General features: G+C 69.3%; 16 protein-coding genes. 6 read left to right on the forward strand and 10 right to left on the reverse strand.

Going from position 1 to position 22,453, the window contains the following annotated elements:
* Nucleotides 1-67: 67 nt before the first annotated feature.
* Entirely contained in the window at nucleotides 68-775 is a 708-nt protein-coding gene (locus OH146_RS00425) for a YceI family protein (RefSeq protein WP_265160559.1), read from the reverse strand.
* Between the two features lie 103 nt (nucleotides 776-878).
* On the opposite strand from OH146_RS00425, the gene OH146_RS00430 reads away from it, so the two are divergent.
* Nucleotides 879-1,184 (forward strand): thiamine-binding protein, encoded by a 306-nt coding sequence (locus OH146_RS00430; RefSeq protein WP_265156273.1) that lies wholly within the window; start codon nucleotides 879-881, stop codon nucleotides 1,182-1,184.
* Here the strand turns inward: OH146_RS00430 and OH146_RS00435 are convergent, their stop codons facing one another.
* From OH146_RS00435 to imuA', 8 genes are all read right to left on the reverse strand, one after another.
* Nucleotides 1,185-1,949 (reverse strand): EI24 domain-containing protein, encoded by a 765-nt coding sequence (locus OH146_RS00435; RefSeq protein WP_265156275.1) that lies wholly within the window; start codon nucleotides 1,947-1,949, stop codon nucleotides 1,185-1,187.
* 19 nt (nucleotides 1,950-1,968) lie between these two features.
* A complete protein-coding gene (locus tag OH146_RS00440; protein WP_265156276.1) occupies nucleotides 1,969-3,447 on the reverse strand; it encodes an MDR family MFS transporter in 1,479 nt (492 codons plus the stop codon).
* A gap of 61 nt (nucleotides 3,448-3,508) precedes the next feature.
* A complete protein-coding gene (locus OH146_RS00445) occupies nucleotides 3,509-4,447 on the reverse strand; it encodes a TIGR01777 family oxidoreductase (protein WP_265156278.1) in 939 nt (312 codons plus the stop codon).
* A gap of 40 nt (nucleotides 4,448-4,487) precedes the next feature.
* Entirely contained in the window at nucleotides 4,488-5,618 is a 1,131-nt protein-coding gene (locus OH146_RS00450) for an FUSC family protein (protein ID WP_265156280.1), read from the reverse strand.
* Nucleotides 5,619-5,651: 33 nt separating this feature from the next.
* Nucleotides 5,652-7,448, reverse strand: coding sequence for a thiamine pyrophosphate-requiring protein (locus tag OH146_RS00455; RefSeq protein ID WP_265156283.1), 1,797 nt, complete (start codon nucleotides 7,446-7,448; stop codon nucleotides 5,652-5,654).
* A 90-nt stretch (nucleotides 7,449-7,538) separates the two neighbouring features.
* A complete protein-coding gene (locus OH146_RS00460; RefSeq protein WP_265156285.1) occupies nucleotides 7,539-10,904 on the reverse strand; it encodes an error-prone DNA polymerase in 3,366 nt (1,121 codons plus the stop codon).
* A gap of 38 nt (nucleotides 10,905-10,942) precedes the next feature.
* Nucleotides 10,943-12,535 (reverse strand): DNA polymerase Y family protein, encoded by a 1,593-nt coding sequence (locus OH146_RS00465; protein ID WP_265156287.1) that lies wholly within the window; start codon nucleotides 12,533-12,535, stop codon nucleotides 10,943-10,945.
* Nucleotides 12,525-13,250: a DnaE2-dependent mutagenesis accessory factor ImuA' gene (gene imuA' / locus OH146_RS00470; RefSeq protein WP_265156289.1), complete on the reverse strand. Its 726-nt coding sequence runs from the start codon at nucleotides 13,248-13,250 to the stop codon at nucleotides 12,525-12,527. The genes OH146_RS00465 and imuA' overlap by 11 nt, the downstream gene beginning before the upstream one ends.
* 105 nt (nucleotides 13,251-13,355) lie before the next feature.
* Here imuA' and OH146_RS00475 point away from each other — a divergent pair, with 105 nt between their 5' ends.
* From OH146_RS00475 to OH146_RS00495, 5 genes are all read left to right on the forward strand, one after another.
* A complete protein-coding gene (locus OH146_RS00475) occupies nucleotides 13,356-14,183 on the forward strand; it encodes a CPBP family glutamic-type intramembrane protease (RefSeq protein WP_265156291.1) in 828 nt (275 codons plus the stop codon).
* Between the two features lie 100 nt (nucleotides 14,184-14,283).
* Nucleotides 14,284-16,470 carry a glycogen debranching protein GlgX gene (gene glgX / locus OH146_RS00480; protein ID WP_265156293.1) on the forward strand — a complete coding sequence of 729 codons (2,187 nt, stop codon included), beginning with the start codon at nucleotides 14,284-14,286 and terminating at the stop codon, nucleotides 16,468-16,470.
* Nucleotides 16,467-18,743: a malto-oligosyltrehalose synthase gene (treY, locus tag OH146_RS00485; RefSeq protein ID WP_265156294.1), complete on the forward strand. Its 2,277-nt coding sequence runs from the start codon at nucleotides 16,467-16,469 to the stop codon at nucleotides 18,741-18,743. The genes glgX and treY overlap by 4 nt, the downstream gene beginning before the upstream one ends.
* Nucleotides 18,740-20,473, forward strand: coding sequence for a malto-oligosyltrehalose trehalohydrolase (treZ, locus tag OH146_RS00490; RefSeq protein ID WP_265156296.1), 1,734 nt, complete (start codon nucleotides 18,740-18,742; stop codon nucleotides 20,471-20,473). Before treY ends, treZ begins: the two co-directional genes overlap by 4 nt.
* A gap of 98 nt (nucleotides 20,474-20,571) precedes the next feature.
* Complete coding sequence (locus tag OH146_RS00495) at nucleotides 20,572-22,026, forward strand: glyceraldehyde-3-phosphate dehydrogenase (protein ID WP_372508482.1); 1,455 nt, start codon at nucleotides 20,572-20,574, stop codon at nucleotides 22,024-22,026.
* On the opposite strand, the gene OH146_RS00500 is transcribed toward OH146_RS00495, so the two are convergent.
* On the reverse strand, nucleotides 22,023-22,397 hold the full coding sequence (locus OH146_RS00500; protein WP_265156301.1) for an RNA-binding S4 domain-containing protein: 375 nt from the start codon (nucleotides 22,395-22,397) through the stop codon (nucleotides 22,023-22,025). The genes OH146_RS00495 and OH146_RS00500 overlap by 4 nt on opposite strands.
* Between the last annotated feature and the right edge of the window lie 56 nt (nucleotides 22,398-22,453).

Below are 22,453 nucleotides of genomic sequence, written 5' to 3' on the forward strand. Positions count from 1 at the left end.
AGACCCTTCGCCGATGAGAGGTGACGGGAGTGTACGTCCCTGAGACTCATCCTGCGAGGGGTCAGCGTCAATCGCCCTCTAGTTTTTCAAACACGACGAGGAACTCGACGAACCCGCTCGGCTCCACCTGCACGAAGCCCAGGTTGGGCGCCTCTACTCCGTAGTCGGCGAACGTCACCGGGATCTGGCCCGCCACCTGAACGGTCGATCCCGACACGGCCGCGACGAGCTCAACCGTGACGTCGCGGCTCACCCCTGCCATCGTGAGAATGCCCGTGGCAGCGACCGTCTGGGGCTCGTCGACGCTCGCGCCCTCAGGTGCGGCGATGGGACCGGCGAGCTCAAAGGTCGCAGTGGGGTACTGCTCGACCAGGAGAGCCCGATTGCGGAAGTACTCGTCGCGGTTCGACGAATCGGTCGTGATGCTTGCGACGTCGACCGTGATCGTCGCCGCCGTCACCGTCATCTCGCTCGTCTCCACGGTGCCGCTCACCTGCTCCGTGCGACCCGTCACCGTGACATCCGTGCCGTTCAGCACCTCGTCCACGCGGTAGCCGGCGTAGGAGCCGCTCGTCACGGTCCAGGTGCCCGCGAGTTCGCCTTCCTCCAGCGTGCTCGGTTCCAGTGCGCCGGCCTCCTGGAGTTCGGCGGTCGGTTCGTCGGCGGCAGGTCCCGCGATGAGGTCGCGGTAGACGATGGGGCCCGCAAGCGCGGCCACGATTCCGAGTACGACGATGATCCCGCCGATGATCAGGAGCCTGCTTCGAGTTGCCATCGCCGCCACGGGTTCACGCCTTTCGTCTGTCGGGCGAGACGCTATCGATGATGGCTATGAACAGGCTGTCAGCGCTATCACGGCGGCTCCCTAGACTGGGAGGATGCTCGTAGCCTTCTCTGTCTCGCCCGGCGGCACCGGCCGCACCGATGGATCCGTGCACGATGCCGTCGCGGCGGCCGTGAAGATCGTGAAAGAGTCCGGTCTTCCCCACCGCACCGACGCCATGTTCACGACCATCGAGGGGGAGTGGGATGAGGTCTTCGACGTCGTCAAGCGGGCCACTGAGGCCGTGGGCGAGTACGGCTCGCGCGTCTCCCTCGTGCTCAAGGCAGACATCCGTCCCGGCTACACGGGAGAACTCGAGGGCAAGCTCGAGCGCCTCGAACAGGCGATCAGCGGCGAGTAGCTAGGCTGCGGCGCGGGGGCTCGTCGGTTCGCCCAGCGAGCGGCGGGCGAGCAGCGTCGCGCCCGCCACGGCAGCAGGCATCGTCGCGACGGCGCCCAAAGGCACGAGAAACAGCAGGAACGCTGCGACGCCGAAACCCAGCGTGACGGAGCGCTCCCGAGCGAGCATCCTTCGTCGCCCTCCCAGGCGGATGCCGCGGCGCTCGAACGCCGTAGCGGTGAGCTCGAGCGCCAACACCCACCCTCCCGTGAAGGCACCGGCGACCGCGGCCGTCACCGCGCCCACGAGTGGGATGAGGCCGAGCAAAAACAGCGCAGCGCCTGTCAGCAGGGTGAGGGCGAGCAGGGCAAGCCCCTCCCCGATGCCGCGGAGCAGACCGCGCAGGAAGGGAGGCTCCTCGCCCTCGGCGACGGGCGAGATCCTGTCATCGACGGCCCGCGAGATGCGCTCGAAGAAGGGGGCGCCGATCGTGAGGGTCACGAGGGTGAAGGTGTAGATCGCGACGAGAACGGATGCTCCCAGCAGGGCACCCCCGACGGCGACGCGCAGCACACCTTGCCAGGGTTCGTCCCAGCTCTCGGCGAAGCCCGTCAGTGCGGCCGTGATGGGCTCGAGGTGCACGGCGAGGGCGACGATCCCGGCCCCGAAGAGGAGGGATGTGATGACGGCAGGGATGAGCCCCAGGAGCATCACTCCCGGGTTGCTGCCCCACGCGCGGAAGCCGCGCAGCAGGAGGGCGACGCCCTGGGCGAAGCCTCGAAGCATCCGCAGCAGCCCGCCCGGCCTAGTGACCGCCGGGCACGGCTGCCGCATTCTTGGGGGTGCGAATGAAGAACGCGCCAACGACGAGGAACAGCGACGCGATTCCGCCGCCGAGAGCCGCAGCCTGGATGCCTTCCGCCGTCGCGATCACCTCGCTTGCCCCGCCCGCGAGCATCTCGACCGAGCGCGCCGTCATGAGCGTGATGAAGAGGGCCGTGCCTGCCGCACCGCCGACCTGCTGAACCGTGCCGATGATCGCGCTGCCATGCGGGTAGAGGCCCCGTTCCAGCGAACCCAGTGCGGAGGTGAAGAGTGGGGTGAAGAGCAGGGCGAGTCCCACGCTGAGTGTCAGGTGGGCGATCAGCACGAAGTGGAAAGGGGTTTCGACCCGCAGGAGCGTCATGCTCCAGAGCGCCGCACTCGTGACGAAGGACCCGGGAATGACAAGCGTCCTCGCCCCGAAACGGTCGTAGGCGCGCCCGACGAAGGGAGCCAGCACGCCCATCAGGACGCCGCCGGGCAGCAGCAGGAGACCGGTCTGAAGCGGCTGGAGCCCCAAGACGTCCTGCGTATAGATGGGCAGCACGATGATCGCACCGAAGAGCGCCACCATGCAGACGACGAGAAGCGTCGTCGAGACGGTGAAGACCGGGCTCAAGAAGGTGCGCAGATCGAGGAGGGCGCGGTCCGTGCGCTGCAGGCGCAGCTGACGGAGGGCGAAGACGAGCAGCGCGACGCCGCCCACGACGAGCGGCACCCAGACGGGAACGATGATGTGGCCGCGCGCGGCCTCGCCGAGGCTGCTGAGGCCGTAGATGAGTCCGCCGAAGGCAAAGGCCGAGAGCAGGATCGAGGTGACGTCGACGGGGGCGCGTGTCGGTTCCGTCACGTTGCTGATCTTGGCCGCTCCCAGCATGAGGGCGGTGCCGGCGATCGGCAGCACGAGCCAGAACAACCAGGGCCAGTCGAGCACATTGAGCACGAGGCCCGAGATGGTCGGCCCGATCGCGGGAGCGACCGAGATGACGATGGAGATGTTGCCCATCGTGCGGCCACGTGCGGCCGGGGGCACGAGCATCATGACGGTCGTCATGAGCAGCGGCATCATGATGGCGGTGCCGCTGGCCTGCGTGATGCGGCCCGCAAGCAAGATGCCGAAGGTCGGTGCGACCGCGCATACGAAGGTGCCGACCGTGAAGAGCGTCATGGCCGTGAGGAAAATGGTGCGGGTGTGGAAGCGCTTGAGGAGGAAGCCGGTCGTCGGGATGACGATCGCCATCGTCAGCAGGAACCCGGTTGTGAGCCACTGCACGGCACTGTAGGGAATGCCTAGATCCTCCTGGATCTGCGGCTGGGCGACGCCCATGATCGTCTCGTTGAGGATCACGACGAAGGCCGAGACCAGCAGCAGCCCGATCACGAGGCGATCACGCGCCGCGGTCGTCACCCCCTCGACGGTGGGGTGCGCGATCTCGCTGGTGTTTGTGCTCGGGGAAGACATGGGCGGTCCTGTCGCGCGGAGGGGGAGTAAGGGCAATAGTCCAGAATACGGCCTCGCGGGGCTATGTGAGGCCCGAGACGATCGCCTTCTCGGCCGTGGGCTCGCGAAACTCGAATCCGTCGTCCAGCAGCCGGCTCGGCCGGATGCGCTGATCCGCGAGCAGGAGCCCCCGCCCCGCATCGGCCAGTCCTGCGATGATCGCCCAGCGCGGTGCCGGTAGCCAGTAGGGGCGGCCGAGTCGATGGGCCGTCAGCTGCGCGATCTCACCCGCCGAGGCGGGGTTCGGTCCCACGAGATTCACGGGCCCACGCAGCGTCGAATCGAAGAGCAGGTGACGGATGGCCGCCGCCTCGTCGTGCAGGCTGATCCACGGCCACACCTGTCGACCGTCCCCGAGCGGGCCCGCGAGGCCCAGCCGCGCGAGGAGCTGGAGCGGGGCGAGCGCGCCGCCGTCGCCCAGCACGAGACCCGTGCGCGCGTGGACAACGCGGGTGGTGGCATCCGCGGCCCGCGTGGCGCCCTCCCACGACTCGACGACGCGCGGGAGGAAGCCGCTGCCCCGACTCGATTCCTCGTCGAGCACCTCGTGGGGTCGGTCGCCGTAGTAGCCGACCGCGGAGCCGCTCACGAAAACGGTGGGGGGCGACTTCGCCGCCGCGATCGCCTGGGCGAGGGTCGAGGTGGCGTCGAGACGCGAGTGAAGGATCTGGCGCTTATAGCGGTAGGTCCAGGGCAGGCGGGAGAGGGATGCCCCCGAAAGGTTCACGACAGCGTCGGCCTCCTCGATCGCGGCGGCCGGAATCTCGTGGGCCGCGGGATCCCACTGACGCTCGTCCTCGTGGGCGACAGGGCGACGAACCAGGCGCACGACGCGGTGCCCGCTGTCGCGGAGTTGGCGCACGAGCTCACCGCCGATGAAACCCGAGGCTCCTGCAATGAGGACCGTGCGGCCAGAAGACGACGTGGGCGACGGAGTAGACGCGTGCGATGAAGGAGTCATGCCGTGAGGGTACCCAGATGGGCGGAGCGGCAGCAGAGAGTCATCGTGCGCGCGCCTCGGCCGACTGGTCCACACGCAGCCTGCGCTCGATGATCGCGAGCATGTGCCGCACGTCGGACTCGAGGCCCGGCGCAGGCGGAAGGGGACCGCTGGCGCTCCGGGTGGTGTTGGTCGCCTCGTCTAGGTGATCGACGGCCTCATGCGCCTTGGCGAGCGCCGGGTCCACATCGTCGTTCGTGTCCCATGCCTGCACGAGGTGGGCGAGGCGCTGCAGCGCCCTATCGACGATGTCCGCGAGGTTCTCCCCATCGTGCGCGGGCACGTCCTCCGGGTCTGGCATGCGAAGCTCGGCATCGTCGACCACGCTCCTGACATGGGCGGCGAGACGGTCGAGGGCGTCCAGATCCCGTGCATCTCGCGCCGCATCGTAGGGATGCCGCCGGGAACGGGGATTGAAGCGCTGGCTGTCCGCGGCATCCGCGACCACGCTCTCCGCCTCGCGCAGCGATGCCTCGAACTCGGCCAACTGCTGCGGCAGGTCGTCGCGCTCGATCCCCTCCCGGATGCGATCGCCCAAGTCCGAGAGGATCTCGGCCAGCCGACGGCGAAGACGCCCCACCGTCATCGAGGACTCGTTCAACCACAGGGGCGGCATGATCGTGACGTTGACGATGACGCCCACGAGCATCCCGAGCCCTGTCTGCACCAGATAGGCGATCGAATAGCCCTCGGCGTCGGAGCCGCCGATCACGAGCACAAAGAGTGCCGCGATGGGCAGCCAGTCACGGCCCGCCCCAAGGCCACCGAGGCCCCCCAGCACGACCCCGAGACCGACCGCGAGGGCCACGCTCGGTCCGAGAGGGAAAGGCGAGAGGATGACGGCCCAGGCGAGCAGCACGCCGAGCGCGAGCCCTATGACCGTCTGCAGGGTCGACCGGAGGGAGCCCATGACGGTAGGCATCATGACGATGAGGGCACCCATGGGGGCGTAGTAGGAGTACTCGTCGACGCCTGGCACGATGTGGGCGACGGGCCAGGCGATGCCCGCCGCGAGGGCGGTCTTGCCAGCAAGGATCAACCGGCCGGCGCGGAACGCCGGTTTCACGGTGCGGGCTATCCAGTGGCCGAATCCGGATGCGCGCAGGCGCAGCGAACGGGCGGCCTTGCTCATTGCTGTCCCTCCATGGCGCCGCCGCGCCCTCGCTCATTCTTCGTGATGCTCGTGTCCCGCGTATTCCGTGAGCAGCGCGTTCGCCCGTTCGCCCGACTCGCCCTCGCGGTCGATAGCGTCATGCATCGTGTCGAGCTTCTCCTCTCCCGCGGGGAACGGGGGAAGCAGGGGTGTCGAGGGGTCGGTGATGACCTCGAGCACGACGGGCCGTTCGGAGGAGAGCGCCGCGTCCCACGCGTCCGCCAGCTGCGCGGGGTCGTCGACGAGGATGCCCTGCAGGCCCAGGAGCTCGGCGTAGGCCGAGTATCGGAAGTCGGGGAGGGCCTGGCTGGCGGCGAAGCGCGGCTCGCCCTCGTTCTCGCGCTGCTCCCAGCTGACCTCGGCGAGGTCCCGGTTGTTGATCACGCAGAGGACGAAGCGGGGGTCGTTCCATCTGGGCCACATCTTGCTGAGCGTGATGAGCTCGGCCACGCCGGTCATCTGGGTTCCGCCGTCGCCCGCAAGCACGATCATGGGACGTTCTGGGTGCGCGAGCTTGCCCGCGATGCCGTAAGGCATCCCGCAGCCCATGCTGGCGAGCGTGGAAGAGACGTGGGCGGGCACACCGGGCGGCAGGCGAAGCTGCCTGGCATACCAATAGACGATGCTGCCCACATCGAGCGCCACCTGGGCGTCGGCGGGCATTCGCTCACTCAAACGTCGGACGACGAGTTCCGGGTTGACGGGCTGCGCGTCGACGAGCGCCCGGGTCTCGCTGATCTCGTGCCACGTGCGCACCTGCTCCTCGACCTCCTGCCGCCAGGAGCGGTCGGATGCCTCGGGCAGTACCTTGACGAGGGCGCGCAGTGTCGCGGCCGCATCGCCCGCGAGCCCCACCTCGACGGGGTAGCGGTCACCGATTCGCCCCGCATCGACGTCGATCTGCACGGCGCGGGCCTGCCCTGGGGCGGGATAGAACTCCGTCCACGGGTCGCTTGAGCCCACGATGAGCAGGGTGTCGCAGTTGCCCAGCAGGTGGCCGCTCGCCGTCGTGCCGAGATGGCCCATGACGCCCGTCGAAAAGGGCAGCGACTCGTCGACGTAGGGCTTGCCGAGGAGGCTCGTGGTGATGCCGGCGCCCAGCTTCTCGGCGATTGCGACAACTTCTTCGCCTGCATCCTTGGCGCCTTGCCCTACGAGGAGGGCGACCCTGCTGCCCTCCGCAAGCACGCGCGCAGCCGCCTCGAGCTGTTCGGCTGGGGGCAGGATGCGCCCCCGGTCGAAGACGGCGGAGGTCAGCATCACCCCGTGCGTGTGTTCGTGCTCGGGAGCGTCGGCGATCTGCACGTCGTGGGGCAGGATGACGACCGCAGGGCCGCGATTGCTCAGAGCGCTGCGGAAGGCGCGGTCGATCACCATGGGGACCTGCTCGGGGGAGGCGACGAGCTGCACGAAGGAGGCGACGTCGGCGAAGAGCGTCGAGAGGTTGATCTCCTGCATGTAGCCCGAGCCGAGCACGCTCGTCGTCTGCTGGCCGACGATGGCAACAACTGGTACGTGATCGAGCTTTGCATCGTAGAGGCCGTTGAGCAGGTGAACCGCGCCGGGGCCCTGCGTTGAGGTCACGACCCCCACGGCGCCCGTGTACTTCGCGTGCCCCACGGCCATGAACGCCGCGTTCTCCTCGTGGCGCGCCTGCACGAACTCGGGGCCCTCGTCGGCGCGTTGCAGCGCGGCAAGGAAGCCGTTGATGCCGTCCCCGCTGTAGCCGAAGACCCGCTCGACGTCCCAGTCGAGCAGGCGCTCGACGATGACGTCGGACACCGTCTCGGTGTTGCCTTTCTCTGCCATGGCACAACTCCTTCGAGGGTGGTGTTCCGCATCGTACGGCGCGTCCGCGCGGGTCGTGCCCAGTGATCTTCCAGCCCGCGCCGCGACCGCTCAGCGGAAGTTCCGCGACTCCGTGCGCACGGGCATCCGCAGCTCCTCGAAGCGGTCTGCGACCAGGTTGACGACGCCGTCGGGGGAGCGCTCGAGGATGCCCCGCACGAGGAGAGCGGGAGACTCACGGGCCACCCGGCGGTAGCGGGCCCACACCCCCTTGCTCGCGATGACGTTGAGCATGCCCGTCTCGTCCTCGACGTTGAGGAAGGTCATGCCGCTCGCCGTGTGAGGTCGCTGCCGGTGCGTCACGACCCCGCCCACCTCGACGCGGCGCCCCGACTCGCACGACTCCAGCCGAGACATCGGCAGCACGCCGCGCCGGTCGAGATGGGGGCGGATGTGGCGTACCGGATGATCGTCGGTCGACACCCCCGTCGCCCACAGGTCGTAGGCGACCTGCTCGGCGGGGGAGAGCAGGGGCAGAAGCGGCGGCTGGATCGCGATGGACGTGCCCTCGAGCGTGTCGGGACGCTCCTGCGCCGCGGCGCCCGCATCCCACAGCGCCTCGCGCCGGCTCACACCGAGCGAGTCGAAGGCGCCCGCCGCGGCCAGCGCCTCGAGCTGCTCCGTGCTGAGGCCCACGCGGCGCGAGAGATCGGCGAGCGAGCGGTAGGGGCCGCCCTCCTCGCGCTCGGCGACAATCCGCTCCGCGAGCTTCTCGCCGATGCTCGTGACGCCCGCAAGCCCCAGACGCACGGCGAAGGCACCGTCACGGCGGTGCTCGACCGGGTCGGGGTGGGAGCGATCGAAGGGGGCGACGGGGGGCTGCTCAAAACTCAGGCACGCGTCGTTGCCCGTGGCCGCGGCATCCGGCCCCAGTGTTTCTCGAGTGCTCAGGGCCTCGAGGGTCGCCTCTGCCTGGGAACAGAGGATGTCGGGACGCCGCACCTCCACGCCGTGACGCCGCGCATCCGCCACAAGGGTCTGGGGGGAGTAGAAACCCATCGGCTGGGCGCGCAGGAGGGCGGCGAGGAAGGCGCCGGGGTAGTGGAGCTTGAGCCAGGAACTCGCATAGACGAGCACTGCGAAGCTCAGCGAGTGCGACTCGGCGAAACCGAAGTTCGCGAAAGCCTCGATACGGGCGTAGACATCATCCGCGACCTGGCCCGTGATGCCATTGGCCGCCATGCCCTCGTAAAGCTTCGCCCGGAGCGACTCGATGCGCTCGATGCCGCGCTTGGACCCCATCGCCCGCCGCAGCAGGTCGGCGTCTTCGGCCGAGCATCCGCCCACCGCGACCGCCATCTGCATGAGCTGCTCCTGGAAGAGGGGGACCCCCAGCGTTCGTTTGAGCACGGGCTCGACAAGGGGGTGCAGGTACGTCACATCCTCCTGCCCCGTGCGACGGCGGATGTAGGGGTGCACAGCCCCACCCTGGATGGGACCCGGACGGATGAGGGCGATCTCGACGACGAGGTCATAGAAGCAGCGCGGCTTGAGTCGCGGGAGCGTCGCGAGCTGGGCGCGGCTCTCCACCTGGAAGACGCCGATCGCATCCGCCCGGCAGAGCATGTCGTAGACCCCCTGCTCCTCCCTGGGCAGCGTCTCGACGCTCCAGCGCTCGCCGAGGTTCTCCTCGATGAGGTCGAAGCAGTACTGCATGGCCGCGAGCATGCCGAGCCCCAGCAGGTCGAACTTGACGAGGCCCATCCACTCGCAGTCGTCCTTGTCCCACTGCAACACCGTGCGGTTCTCCATGCGGGCGTGCTCGATGGGGCACACCTCGCCGACGGGACGCTCGGTCAGCACCATGCCGCCCGAGTGGATGCCGAGGTGGCGGGGCGCCTTGAGCAGGCTCTCGGCGAGATCGACGACGGGGCCGGGGATCTCGTGGTCGCTGCCGATGTCGTGCCAGCGCTCGACCTGCTTCGACCAGGCATCCTGCTGCCCCTGGCTGTAGCCGAGCGCCTTCGCCATGTCGCGCACCGCATTCTTGGGGCGGTAGCTGATGACGTTCGCCACCTGGGCGGCATTGCGGCGGCCGTACTTCTCGTAGACGTACTGGATGACCTCCTCGCGCCGGTCGGAGTCGAAGTCGACGTCGATGTCGGGCTCCTCCTCGCGCAGGCTCGAGAGAAAGCGCTCGAAGGGCAGCCCGTAGAAGATCGAGTCGACCGCCGTGATGCCGAGCGCGTAGCAGACGGCCGAGTTCGCCGCGGAGCCGCGACCCTGACAGAGGATGCCGCGGCTCTTCGCAAAGCGCACGATGTCGTGCACGATCAGGAAGTAGCCGGGAAAGTCCTTTGCCTCGATCACGCGCAGCTCCTGCTCGAGCCTTGCGTGCACTGACTCGTCGGCCCTCGGATACTTCTCGAGCGTGCCCCGGCGCACGAGCTCCCGCAGCCACGACATGGGCGTGTGCCCCTCCGGCACGTCCTGCTTCGGCAGTTTCGGCCGTGCCGCGCGCAGGGGGAACGCGAGCTGCTCAGCGAGTTCGACCGTGCGGGCGACCGCGCCCGGGTAGCGGGCGAAGCGCTCCGCCATCTCGGCTCCGCTGCGCAGGTGGGCGCCGTCGCTCGCGGGCAGCCACGCATCCATCTCGTCGAGGCTGCGGCGGGCACGCACGGCGGCGACGGCGGAGGCGAGTGGATGCTCGTCAGGCGTCGCGTAGTGCACGACGTTCGTCGCGATCGTGGAGAGCCCCGCGCGCTCGGCGATGCGGGCGAGCGTGTCGTTGTGCTGGGAATCTAGGGGGCCGCCCTGGTCGAAGAGTTCGACGACGACGTTGTCGTGCCCGAAGAGGGTCACGAGACGATCGACCTCTCGGGCCGCTCCGAGCTCTCCCTCGGCATCGAGGGCGCGTCGCACGGCGCCCTTGCGGCATCCCGTCAGCACGACCCAGTGGCCCGCCGCCTGGGCCGCGAGCTCGTCGAGGTCGTAGAGGGGGCGCCCCTTTTCGGCATCGGCGGCGAGCTGCCCCGTCGTGATGGCGCCCGCGAGCCGGTGATAGCCCTCTTCCCCGCGGGCGAGCACGAGGAGGTGATCCCCCTCGGGGTCCGCGTGACCGTTCTGGGGCGCGCTGAGACCCAGGGAGAGCTCGGCCCCGAACACGGTCGAGAGACCCGTCCCCTCGGCAGCCTCCGCGAGTCGCACGACGCCGTAGAGCCCGTCATGGTCGGTGAGGGCGAGGGCGTGCAGGCCGAGCCGCACGGCCTCGTCGACGAGGGCCTGCGGCGAGGAGGCGCCGTCGAGGAAGCTGAAGTGCGAGTGCACGTGGAGTTCGGCGTAGGGCACGACCGCGCCGGCGGGAGGCTCGGGGCGCTCGCGCGGGGGCCGCAGTTGGGAGGCTCGCAGCGCGGCCGGTTCCCCCGAGTAGGCGCGCTCGAGTTCGGACCAGGTGACGGGCGGGTTGTTCCAGCCCATGGTGTCCTCCTCTCACGGGCGGCGAGGTCTCGCGGTGGTCAGTCGTAGTGGGCTTCGACGCGCCAGCGGTGCTGCTCGAGCAGGAGCAGCCAGCCCTCACCGTCGTCGTCGAGCACCTGGAAGCGGTCGGCGCGTCGGGCCCTGGCCGGGTCCCACCAGCGCTGGCGCAGCGGCCACGGCCCCGCCCATGCGGTCACCCGCCGCCGCCGCCGCGGCTGCAGCTCGTCGATGCTGATCCAGGCGAGCTCGGCACTCAGGCGACCCCGGCGATCCACGTCGACGCTGCTCTCCCCGTCATCGAGCACGGTGGCGGCGAGCGGGGGGTCGTAGACGGTCGCGGGGGCGGGTTCTGGCAGGCTCCCGGGCCAGGGCCGGTCGGCTGCGAGCCGCTCCCGGGGCGGTGGTGCATCGCCCCAGGGCACGAGCACGCGCCGTTCCGCGAGGAGGCGCCCGCCGCCCGGCACCGCCGTGAGCACGGCCTCGTGCCCCAGCATGCTCTGGATGCGGGAGAGGCCGTGGTGGATCCGCTCGTCGGGGCTGCGCCCCCACAGTCCCTCCTCGTGATGGGAGATCGCGTCGACGCGGGTGGGGGAGATCACGACACGCGCGATGGGGGATTCCAGTCCGCCCTCGACGCCGCCCGAGCCCTGCAGCTGCCAGCGCACGCGGTCGACGATCTCGGCGGGTGTGAAGTGTCGGGGGTGGTTCCACTCGCGTTCGCTGCGCTCGCCGCGGTCGCTTGTGACAGTGACCCGGATGCCCGTGCAGACGAGTCCCGCGGAGGTCAGTCCGCCCGCGCAGCGCTCCGCGACCGCGCGCAGGGCGAAGGCGATCTGGTCGACACGGTCGAGGGGTGGCTCGAAATCGATCCCTGAGTCGAAGTCGCGCGGGGGCAGGCGGGGTATGACCGGTCTGCGGTCGAGCCCCGCCGCCCGCTCGTGTGCGGCGGCTCCCTCCTCGCCGAAGCGGGCCCGCACGTCGCTCGCATCGAGCGCAGCGAAATCCCCGAGGGTGCGGGCGCCGAGCCGCCGCAGGAGCGGTGCGAGTTCGGGGGCGTCGACCGCCTCGATCGGCAGGGCGGCCAGGAAGGCGGGGGAGGCGCCAGGGGGGACGATCGCAATCGCCTGCCCCTCCGTGTCGCCCAGGAGAGCCTGCATGGCGGCCTGCTCCGCTGTGTAGCGACCGTCGGCGATGCCGACCACGGCGGGCGGGTGACCCTCGTGGAGCAGGCGGTCGAGCACGGCGGTGGCGGCCTGTTCCTCGCCGCCGTAGTAGCGCGCTGCCCCGCGTGCCCGCACGGCGCACAGCCCCGGCCTGATGAGCTGCACCCCCGGAATGACCTGCTCGATCGCGGCGATGACGGGGTCGAAGGCGCGCGCATCCGTCTCGGGGTCGTGGGGGTGCACCGTGAGGGCGGGGCTGCGCAGTTGAGCCTCGCGCACGCGCAGGCCCCGCCGCACGCCCTCCTGTCGCGCCTCGGCCGAGCAGGCGATGACGATGCCGCGATCGATGACGGCGACGGATGCTGCGGGGGGCAGTCCGTGGATGCTCCGGGCCGCGACGACCGGCCAGTCGGGGAACCACAGCACCATGGTGCGCACGACAGTCTCCACGGGCGATTCAGGAGGCATGGGCGGCGGGTGTGGCCGTGGGGTCGGGGGCGAGCCGCAGCGGCGGCTCTGTCGCGGCAGGGGAGGCCGCAGCATCCGTGCCTCGAGTGGGGAGGGTGATGACGCGCGAGCGGGGGCGCCCGCCGCGGGAGACGGTCTCGACGCGCAGCCGACGGCTCATGAGGTGCCCGTGACCACGCCCCAGCCCGCTCCAGTCGCTCGCCGTGGCGCGCAGCACGGCGTCGGCCTGCGGCCAGGGGCCCAGCACGATGAGGGTGCTCTCGCGCTGCCGCAGCCGGGCCGCGAGGCGGGAGGCCTCGGCGGGGGTGACGCGGGAGGGGGCTGCGACGACGAGCCCCAGCACCTCGGTCATGGCGGCGGCGACCCCGAGCCAGCGGGCGCCGGCATCCGGCACGAGCACGAGCCGGTCCAGTTCGATGCCGAGTCCCGCGGCTGCCTCGGTGCCGAGGTGGGGGAGGCCGAGCATCCCGCACCACGCCCCTTCGCGGGAGGGTGCGGCCAGCAGCGCGAGGGCGAGACTCGTCGACCCTGTGACGGAGTAGGTGGCGCCCGCGCGCAGCCCCTCCGGCAGAAGCGGGCGCAGTTCGTCGAGCAGCGGGAGGGACCTCTCAGGCAGCCGCGTGGACTGCATCTGCCGGATGCGCGCCTGGAGTTCCTCGCGCACCTCGGAGCGCTCCGCGAGAGCGGAGGAGCGGGAACCGAGAAGCACTGCCACGCAACTATTTTCGAACATATGTTCGAACAGTGCAAACGTGTCCTTTCCTCCGCGGCGTGTCGCGTGAAACGTGGGCGAGCGGGGCTCCTAGTGCATGCTGGAGGGGTGACCACTGCCGCCGCGCCCGTGACGACAGCGCCTGCGCGCGACTACGTCCGCAAGCTCCTGCCGACCGCGCTCATCTCCGCCTCGGCCCTGCTCCTCTTCGGGATCCAGACGCCCTTCGGCTACCCGACGCTCGCGGCCGGCCTCCTGGTCGCGATGGCGGTCGACCGCGAGCTGCTCAAGCATCTCGCGCTCATCGCCGCCGGCCTGCTCATCATCAGCACGGTGCCGCTCCACGCCGACCTCAGCATCGGCCACATGGTCGCGATGGGCACGGCTCTCGCGCTCGCCGTCGCGGTGCCCTATGCGATCCACCGCTGGGTCTACCGGGAGCGCATCATCCGCTTTCCCATGTTCACGGGCAAGAAGTGGTCGCTGCTTGCCAAGCTCTACCTCCTGGGCGTCGTCCTCCTCGGCTACCTGATCCTGCCGGTCTACCTCATCAGCACCGAGGTCTATGAGAACTGGCCGGATGCCTCATCCGATCCCACGATCTTCTGGCGCCTCTTCCTCGGGGTCAACGCCGTCGGCATCTGGGACGAGCTGTTCTTCATCTGCACGGTCTTCACGCTTCTCATCCGGCACTTCCCCGTGTGGATCGCGAACCTGCTGACCGCCGTGATGTTCTCGTCGTTCCTGTGGGAGATCGGCTATGAGGCCTGGGGGCCGCTGTTGACCTTCCCCTTCGCGCTCCTGCAGGGCTACACCTTCCGGCTCACGAAGTCCTTCACCTACGTCGTCTCGGTGCACCTGCTCTTCGACCTCGTGCTGTTCCTCGCGCTTGTGCACGCCCACGACCGCTCCTTCCTGCCGGTCTTCCTCTACTGACGCGGGCGCGGCGACCTGTCCTAGCAGACGGCGGCAGCACTTCGCCGCGAATTCACCCGGGCACCTGTCCTCGCATCCCCTGAGCGAATACCGTGAGCGCATGGAGACGTGGCCCGGTTCTGCTTACCCCCTTGGTGCGACCTACGACGGCAGCGGCACCAACTTCGCTCTCTTCAGCGAGATCGCCGATCGCGTCGAGCTGTGCCTCTTCGATGACGAGCGAAATGAGACGCGCATCGTGATGCGAGAGGTCCACGCCTTCATCTGGCACTGCTATGTGCCGGAGATCCAGCCGGGCCAGCGTTACGGCTACCGTGTGCACGGCCCGTGGGACCCCGCCGAGGGGCTGCGCTGCAACCCCAACAAGCTCCTGCTCGATCCCTATGCGAAGGCGACGAGCGGCACCATTGACTGGGACCAGTCGCTCTTCTCCTACAACTTCGGCGACCCCGACAGTCGCAACGACGACGACTCCGCCCCCCACACGATGCTGAGTGTCGTCACGAACCCCTTCTTCGACTGGAACGGCGACCGCCCCCTGCGCATCCCCTACGGTGAGTCGCTCATCTATGAAGCTCACGTCAAGGGACTCACCCAGTTGCATCCGGATGTCCCGGAGTCGATGCGCGGCACCTATGCGGGCGTCGCGCATCCGGCGGTGATCGAGCACCTGCAGCGGCTCGGCGTCACGGCGATCGAGCTCATGCCGGTGCACCAGTTCATCAACGACGGGCTCTTGCAGGAGAAGGGTCTCTCCAACTACTGGGGATACAACACGATCGGCTTCTTCGCCCCCCACTGCGACTACGCGTCGACCGTCGACACGGGCCAGCAGGTGCAGGAGTTCAAGGCGATGGTGCGCGACCTGCACGAGGCGGGCATCGAGGTCATCCTCGACGTGGTCTACAACCACACGGCGGAGGGCAACCACCTCGGCCCGACCCTGAGCTTCAAGGGCATCGACAACGAGACGTACTACCGCCTCGAAGAGGACGACAAGCGTTATTACACCGACTACACGGGCACGGGAAACAGCCTCAATGTGCGCCAGCCGCACTCGCTGCAGCTCATCATGGACTCGCTGCGCTACTGGGTCACCGAGATGCACGTCGACGGCTTCCGCTTCGACCTCGCCGCGACACTGGCCCGCGAGTTCTATGACGTCGACCGGCTCTCCTCCTTCTTCGAGCTCGTGCAGCAGGACCCGGTTGTCTCACAGGTCAAGCTCATCGCCGAGCCGTGGGACATCGGCCCCGGCGGCTACCAGGTCGGCAACTTCCCGGCCCAGTGGACGGAGTGGAACGGGCAGTACCGCGACACCGTCCGCGACTTCTGGCGAGGCGAACCGTCGACGCTGGGGGAGTTCGCGTCGCGAATCACTGGCTCGGCGGACCTCTACGAGCACTCGGGGCGCCTGCCCGTGGCATCCATCAACTTCGTGACGGCCCACGACGGTTTCACCCTCCGCGACCTGGTCTCCTACAACGAGAAGCACAATGAAGCCAACGGTGAGGACAACAACGACGGCGAATCCCACAACAGGTCGTGGAACTGCGGCGTCGAGGGGCCGACGGATGACCCGGAGGTGCTGACCCTCCGCGCCCGACAGCAGCGCAACTTCCTCGCCACCCTCCTGCTCTCGCAGGGCGTGCCCATGATCTGCCACGGCGACGAGATGGGGCGCACGCAGCAGGGCAACAACAATGGCTACGCGCAGGACTCCGAGCTCACGTGGATGCACTGGGACGAGGCCGACCAGCCCCTCGTCGCGTTCACGGCCGCCGTCTCGAGGCTCCGGCGCGAACATCCGGTGTTCCGGCGCAGCCGCTTCTTCAACGGGCGCCCGGTGCGGCGTGGGGCGGGGGAGCCCGTACCCGACATCGAATGGCTCGGCCCCGAGGGCGAGCCCATGCAGCCGGAGGACTGGGACGAGAAGACCGCATACACGGTCGGCGTGTTCCTCAACGGTTACGGCATCCGAGAGCGGGATGCCCGGGGCCGCCGTGTCACCGACGTCAGCTTCCTCGTCTACTTCAACGCCTCGGGCGAGGACGTTGAGGTGACCCTGCCGCCCGAGGAGTACTCGGCGCAGTGGGAGATCGTCGTGGACACGGCAGGGGAAGAGGTCGACGCCGTGGCCCGCCCGGCAGGCGCCCGACAGACTGTCGCTGCTCGCTCCCTCGTGGTCATGCGCCAGTGGGCGGAACCCGAGACGGAGCCCGACTACTCGGTCGCCGCCTCACTCGCCGCGAACGCAACAGGCCCCCTGCCGATGGTGGAACGATGAGCGAGCGGCCCGCATCCACCTATCGCCTCCAGGTGCGGCCGAGCTTCGACCTCGGGGCCGTCCGCGAGGTGCTCGACTACCTCGCTGACCTGGGCGCTGACTGGCTCTACCTCTCGCCCCTTCTCGAGGCCGAGGAGGGTTCCGACCACGGCTACGACGTCGTCGACCACTCCACGGTCGATCCCGCTCGCGGGGGTGCTGCGGCGCTCGCCGAGGTGGCGACGGATGCTCGCGCTCGCGGCATGGGAACGCTCATCGACATCGTCCCGAACCACATGGGCGTCGCGACGCCACGCGCCAACGCCTGGTGGTGGGACCTGCTCATGAACGGCAGGGACTCGCGCTACGCCGAGGCCTTCGACGTGGACTGGGAGGCCGGTGGAGGCCGCATCCGCATCCCCGTGCTGGGAGACGATGGGCTGGCGACACTCACCCTCGGCGAGGGGGTGCTCCGCTATCACGAGCACGAGTTCCCGATCGCTCCGGGGACGGAGGGCGGCGAGCCGATCGAGCAGCACGGGCGTCAGCACTACGAGCTTGTGCACTGGCGTCGTGCCGACAGCGAGCTGAACTATCGACGCTTCTTCGGGGTCAACTCACTTGCGGGCATCCGCGTTGAGGTGCCCTGGGTCTTCGATGAGTCGCATCGGGAGATCCTGCGCTGGGTCCGCGAGGGGCTCACTCAGGGTCTGCGCGTCGACCACCCCGACGGTCTCGCCGACCCGAAGGGCTACTTCGAGCGGCTGCGCGCCGAGGCGGGCGACGTCTGGCTACTCGTCGAGAAGATCCTCGAGGGCGGCGAGGAACTGCCCGCAGAGTGGCCGGTCGACGGCACGACGGGCTACGACGCTCTCGGCGACATCGACCGCGTGCTGGTAGACCCGGAGGGTCGGGCGGCTCTCGACGAGCTCGAGGCGCGGCTCCAGGGCCAGACGGTCGAGTGGGCGGAGCTCGTGCATGACGGCAAGCGGGGAAACGCCGACGGCATCCTCCACTCCGAGGTGCTGCGCCTGCACCGCCTCATGCCAGGCTCCGACCCCGACGCGATCGCCGAGGTGCTCGCGTGCTTCCCCGTCTATCGCTCCTACCTGCCGACGGGGCGTGAGCACCTCGAGGAGGCGCTCGCTGCCGCCAAGGCGCGTCGCCCCGACCTCGCGGCAGCGATCGACGAGCTCGCTCCCGTGCTGCGGGAGCCGTCGCATCCGGCCGCCCGGCGCTTCCAGCAGACCTCTGGCGCCGTCATGGCGAAGGGCGTCGAGGACACGGCCTTCTATCGCTATAGCCGCCTGACCTCGCTCGCGGAGGTCGGGGGTGACCCCGGCCACTTCAGCGTCACGGTCGACGAGTTCCACGCGCGGCAGGAGCGTCGTTTCAGCACCTTCCCGCACTCCATGACGGCTCTCTCGACGCACGACACGAAGCGCGGCGAGGACGTGCGCGCGCGGATCGACGTGATCGCCGAGATCCCCGAGGAATGGGATGCTGCGCTCTCTCGCCTGCGCCGGCTTGCGCCCCTCGACGACCCGCCCTTCGCGAACCTGCTTTGGCAGGCGATCGTGGGGGCGTGGCCCGCCTCGCGGGAGCGTCTCCACGCCTATGCCGAGAAGGCCGCGCGCGAGGCGGGGGCGTCGACGACGTGGACCGAGCCCGACGCCGACTTCGAGTCGGCCATGCACGCCCTGGTCGATGCTGTCTTCGGCGATGAGGCGGTCTCTGCGGAGGTGAGTGCGATCGCCGAACGCCTGACGGCGCCCGGCCGCTCCAATTCCCTCTCGGCGAAGCTTCTGCAGCTCACGATGCCGGGCGTGCCCGACGTCTACCAGGGCAGCGAGCTGTGGGAGCATTCGCTCGTCGATCCCGACAACCGGCGCCCCGTCGACTTCGGGCAGCGCCGCGAGCTGCTCGCCCGGCTCGATGAGGGCTGGCGCCCTCCCGTCGACGATTCGGGCGCCGCGAAGCTTCTCGTCACCTCGCGGGCGCTGCGGTTGCGGCGCGACCGGCCCGAACTGTTCGAGGGCTACGCGCCGCTCGAGGCCGAGGGCGAGGCAGCAGAGCACCTCGTCGCATTCGACCGCGGCGGAGCGATCGCGCTCGCGACGAGGCTGCCCCTCGGCCTTGAGCGGCGGGGTGGCTGGGGCGAGACATCCGTGGACCTGCCCGACGGTCTCGTCGACGAGCTGACCGGCGCCCGCTACGGCGGACGGGTTGCCCTGGGAGACCTACTGAGCAGCTACCCCGTGGCACTGCTTCAGTCGGAGAGGATCGAGCGATGAGCTATGAGGTGTGGGCACCCGCGGCCGAGACAGTCGAGCTCGTGCATCCCGCGGGTACGGTGCCGATGGCGCGGGGGGAGGGTGGTTGGTGGCATCCGTCGTCTCCTGTCGATGCGCGTGATTACGGCTTCCGCATCGACGGCCGCGGGCCGTTCCCCGACCCGCGCTCGCGTCACCAGCCCGACGGCGTTCACGGGCTGAGCCGTGTCTTCGACGCTGTCGAGCACGAGTGGTCGGATGCCGCGTGGTCGGGCCGTCCCCTTGCGGGCTCGACGATCTACGAACTCCACGTGGGCACCTTCACTCCGGAGGGTACGCTCGACGCCGCGGTCGGGCGGCTCGACCATCTGCGCTCAATCGGTGTCGGCTTCGTGGAGCTGCTGCCCGTCAACGCCTTCAACGGCACGCACAACTGGGGTTATGACGGCGTCGGCTGGTTCGCGGTGCACGACGGCTACGGCGGGCCGGCGGCCTACCAGCGCTTCGTGGATGCCTGCCACCGGGCGGGTCTCGGCGTCATCCAGGACGTCGTCTACAACCATTTGGGCCCGAGCGGCAACTACCTGCCCGAGTTCGGACCCTATCTGAGCGAGGGCCGGGGCAACACCTGGGGGTCTTCGGTCAACCTCGACGGCCCCGATTCCGACGAGGTGCGTCGCTTCATCATCGACAACGCCCTCATGTGGTTGCGCGACTACCGCGTCGACGGTCTGCGCCTTGACGCCGTGCACGCGCTGGTTGACGAGCGGGCCACCCATCTGCTCGAGGAGCTCGCGGTCGAGGTGGATGCCCTCAGCGCCGCCGAACGTCGGCCCCTCACCTTGATCGCCGAGTCGGACCTGAACGATCCGCGTCTCATCACGCCGCGCGAGGCGGGGGGCTACGGGCTCGACGCGCAGTGGAGCGACGACTTCCACCACGCCGTGCATGTCGCGCTGACGGGGGAGACGAGCGGGTACTACGCCGACTTCGAGCCGCTCGACGCTCTCGCCAAGGTGCTCGAGCGGGGTTTCTTCCACGACGGCACGTGGTCGTCGTTTCGGGGGCGCCATCACGGGCGCCCGATCGATATCGAGCGGATGCCCGGCTGGCGTCTCGTCGTGGCCTCCCAGAACCACGATCAGATCGGCAACCGCGCCATCGGCGACCGGCTCACCGCTCACCTCAACGCTGGCCAGCTGGGAATCGCCGCGGCCCTCACGCTGCTCGGCCCCTTCACACCCATGCTCTTCATGGGTGAGGAGTGGGGTGCCTCGACGCCGTGGCAGTTCTTCACCTCGCACCCCGAACCGGAGCTAGGGGAGGCGACCGCGAAGGGCCGCATCGCCGAGTTCGCGCGCATGGGCTGGGACGAGTCGGTCGTGCCCGACCCGCAGGACCCACAGACGTTCGCGCGCTCCAAGCTGCGCTGGCAGGAGCTTGAGGAGCCGGGGCACGCGCGGCTGCTGGCGCTCTATCGCGACCTCGCGCGGCTGCGGCGCGAGCATCCGCAGTTCACTGATCCGCGGCTCGCTCGCGTGCGTGTCGATTTCGACGCGGATGCCCGCTGGCTCGTAGTGCACCGCGGTGAAATCCTCCTCACGATCAACCTCGCAAAGGAGGAACGGACGCTGGGTATCGACGGCGAGCTCCTGTACTCGTTCGGGCCGACGGCGGATGCTGCGGCTCGCGTGGGCGGCGGCACCCTCGATCTCGCGCCCCACGCTTTCGCGGTGCTGCGTTCCGCGTAACCCGAGGATCCATCGGGCCCGCGTTTCCGTCAGTAGAATGCCTCTCGGGGAATCGCGCCATGGCGGCCGTCCCTTTTCGCATGCCTGAGAGGATCCCGATGGGCCACGAGTCCGAGCACCACCTGCAGCGCTGGAGTGAGCGAGAGACGATCGCGGAGGCGATCATCCCGCTCGTTGGAAGGCTCTATCGGGAGAACGGCGTCGTCACGTCGATCCATGGTCGCCGCCTCATCAACAAGTCGGCGATCGGAGTGCTCAAGGCCCACAACCTGACTCGGCAGGGTGCCGAGTTCTCGGTCGAGGAGACGCTTCCCGTCATCGAGGCCCTCACACACCTCGACCTCGGCCCGGCGTCGGTCGATGTCGCGAGCCTTCTTCTGCGGTATCAGGAGCAGGGAGGCGACCTGACGGGGTTCCTTCGGAGCGAGCTCGCCCCCGTTGTCGGACGCTCCGCCGAGGAGTCGGCGGAGCCGGTTGACGTCGTGCTCTACGGCTTCGGGCGCATCGGCCGTCTGCTGGCGCGCATCCTTGTCGCCCACCAGGGCGGCGGAGCCAGCGGCCTGCGGTTGCGGGCCATCGTGGTGCGCCGCGGTTCCGAGAACGACCTGCTCAAGCGCGCGAGCCTGCTCCGTCGTGATTCGGTGCACGGGCCTTTCGAGGGCACGATCGAGATCGACGAGGAGAACGACACGATCCTCGCGAATGGCACCCTCATCCAGGTCATCTACTCTGACAGCCCGTCCGACGTCGACTACACGGCGTACGGCATCCGTGACGCTGTCGTGGTCGACAACACGGGCCGCTGGCGTGACGCGGAGGGGCTCTCACAGCACCTCGCAAGCCCCGGCGTGGCGCGCGTTCTGCTGACGGCGCCCGGCAAGGGTGAGATCAAGAACATCGTCCACGGCATCAACCACGAGTCCATCACGGCGGAGGACCGCATCCTGTCGGCTGCCTCGTGCACGACGAACGCGATCACGCCGGTTCTCAAGGCGATCAACGATGCGTATGGGGTCGCTCACGGCCACGTCGAGACGGTTCACTCCTTCACGAACGACCAGAACCTCATCGACAACTTCCATAAGGGGGACCGGCGTGGGCGCTCAGCGCCCCTGAACATGGTCATCACCGAGACGGGCGCCGCCAAGGCGGTCGCGAAGGCGCTGCCGGAGCTGGCGGGCAAGCTCACGGGCAACGCCATCCGGGTGCCGACGCCGAACGTCTCGCTCGCGATCCTCAACCTCACGCTCGACCGCGAGGCGACGCGCGAGGAGGTCAACGAGTATCTGCGGGAGCTCGCGCTCACCTCGGTGCTGCGCCAGCAGATCGACTACGTCGAGTCGGCGGAGATCGTCTCGAGCGACTTCGTGGGCACGAGCCGGGCCGGCATCGTCGACGGTCTCGCGACCCTCAGCACGGGTCGCCACCTGGTGCTCTATGTCTGGTACGACAACGAGTTCGGCTACAGCCGCCAGGTGATCCGGGTGCTCGAGACGATCGCGGGCAATCATCCGCGCGTGTTCCCTGAGCGCACGCCGGTCGCCGTCGGCTAGTCGCTGCGGCCCCGCAGACGTTCGATCTCGCGCCGCTCCCGTTTCGTCGGGCGGCCGGCGCCGCGGTCGCGCATTGGCGTAGCGGGTCGCTCGACGCGTGGGGGTGGCGGCGGTGTCGTCTCGTCGTAGGCCGTCGCAGCCTCCGGCGCTCCGACCCGCTTGACGAGCAAGCGTCGCACGATGAAGGTGCGGTCGAAGCCCGCGATGCGCACGCGCACCTCATCGCCCACCCGGAGTGTTTGCGCCGCCTTGGCGCGCTCTCCGCCGACGCGCACGTGACCGGCCCGGCAGGCGGTCGTGGCGGCAGATCTCGTCTTGTAGACGCGGATCGCCCAGAGCCAGCTGTCGACGCGCGCGCTCGTCGCCTCCATGGGTCCCAGACTAGCCGCGCGCCCGCTGGAGCTTCACACGCGCCGGCGATACAGTG

It is taken from the genome of Homoserinimonas sedimenticola, assembly GCF_026094475.1.
Lineage (GTDB): Bacteria > Actinomycetota > Actinomycetes > Actinomycetales > Microbacteriaceae > Homoserinimonas > Homoserinimonas sedimenticola.

Coding starts and splice junctions, on each gene's coding strand:
- OH146_RS00425 (WP_265160559.1), bottom strand. CDS start 775: ATGGCAACTCGAAGCAGGCTCCTGATCATCGGCGGGATCATCGTCGTA.
- OH146_RS00430 (WP_265156273.1), top strand. CDS start 879: ATGCTCGTAGCCTTCTCTGTCTCGCCCGGCGGCACCGGCCGCACCGAT.
- OH146_RS00435 (WP_265156275.1), bottom strand. CDS start 1,949: ATGCTTCGAGGCTTCGCCCAGGGCGTCGCCCTCCTGCTGCGCGGCTTC.
- OH146_RS00440 (WP_265156276.1), bottom strand. CDS start 3,447: ATGTCTTCCCCGAGCACAAACACCAGCGAGATCGCGCACCCCACCGTC.
- OH146_RS00445 (WP_265156278.1), bottom strand. CDS start 4,447: ATGACTCCTTCATCGCACGCGTCTACTCCGTCGCCCACGTCGTCTTCT.
- OH146_RS00450 (WP_265156280.1), bottom strand. CDS start 5,618: ATGAGCAAGGCCGCCCGTTCGCTGCGCCTGCGCGCATCCGGATTCGGC.
- OH146_RS00455 (WP_265156283.1), bottom strand. CDS start 7,448: ATGGCAGAGAAAGGCAACACCGAGACGGTGTCCGACGTCATCGTCGAG.
- OH146_RS00460 (WP_265156285.1), bottom strand. CDS start 10,904: ATGGGCTGGAACAACCCGCCCGTCACCTGGTCCGAACTCGAGCGCGCC.
- OH146_RS00465 (WP_265156287.1), bottom strand. CDS start 12,535: ATGCCTCCTGAATCGCCCGTGGAGACTGTCGTGCGCACCATGGTGCTG.
- glgX (WP_265156293.1), top strand. CDS start 14,284: ATGGAGACGTGGCCCGGTTCTGCTTACCCCCTTGGTGCGACCTACGAC.
- treY (WP_265156294.1), top strand. CDS start 16,467: ATGAGCGAGCGGCCCGCATCCACCTATCGCCTCCAGGTGCGGCCGAGC.
- treZ (WP_265156296.1), top strand. CDS start 18,740: ATGAGCTATGAGGTGTGGGCACCCGCGGCCGAGACAGTCGAGCTCGTG.
- OH146_RS00495 (WP_372508482.1), top strand. CDS start 20,572: ATGGGCCACGAGTCCGAGCACCACCTGCAGCGCTGGAGTGAGCGAGAG.
- OH146_RS00500 (WP_265156301.1), bottom strand. CDS start 22,397: ATGGAGGCGACGAGCGCGCGCGTCGACAGCTGGCTCTGGGCGATCCGC.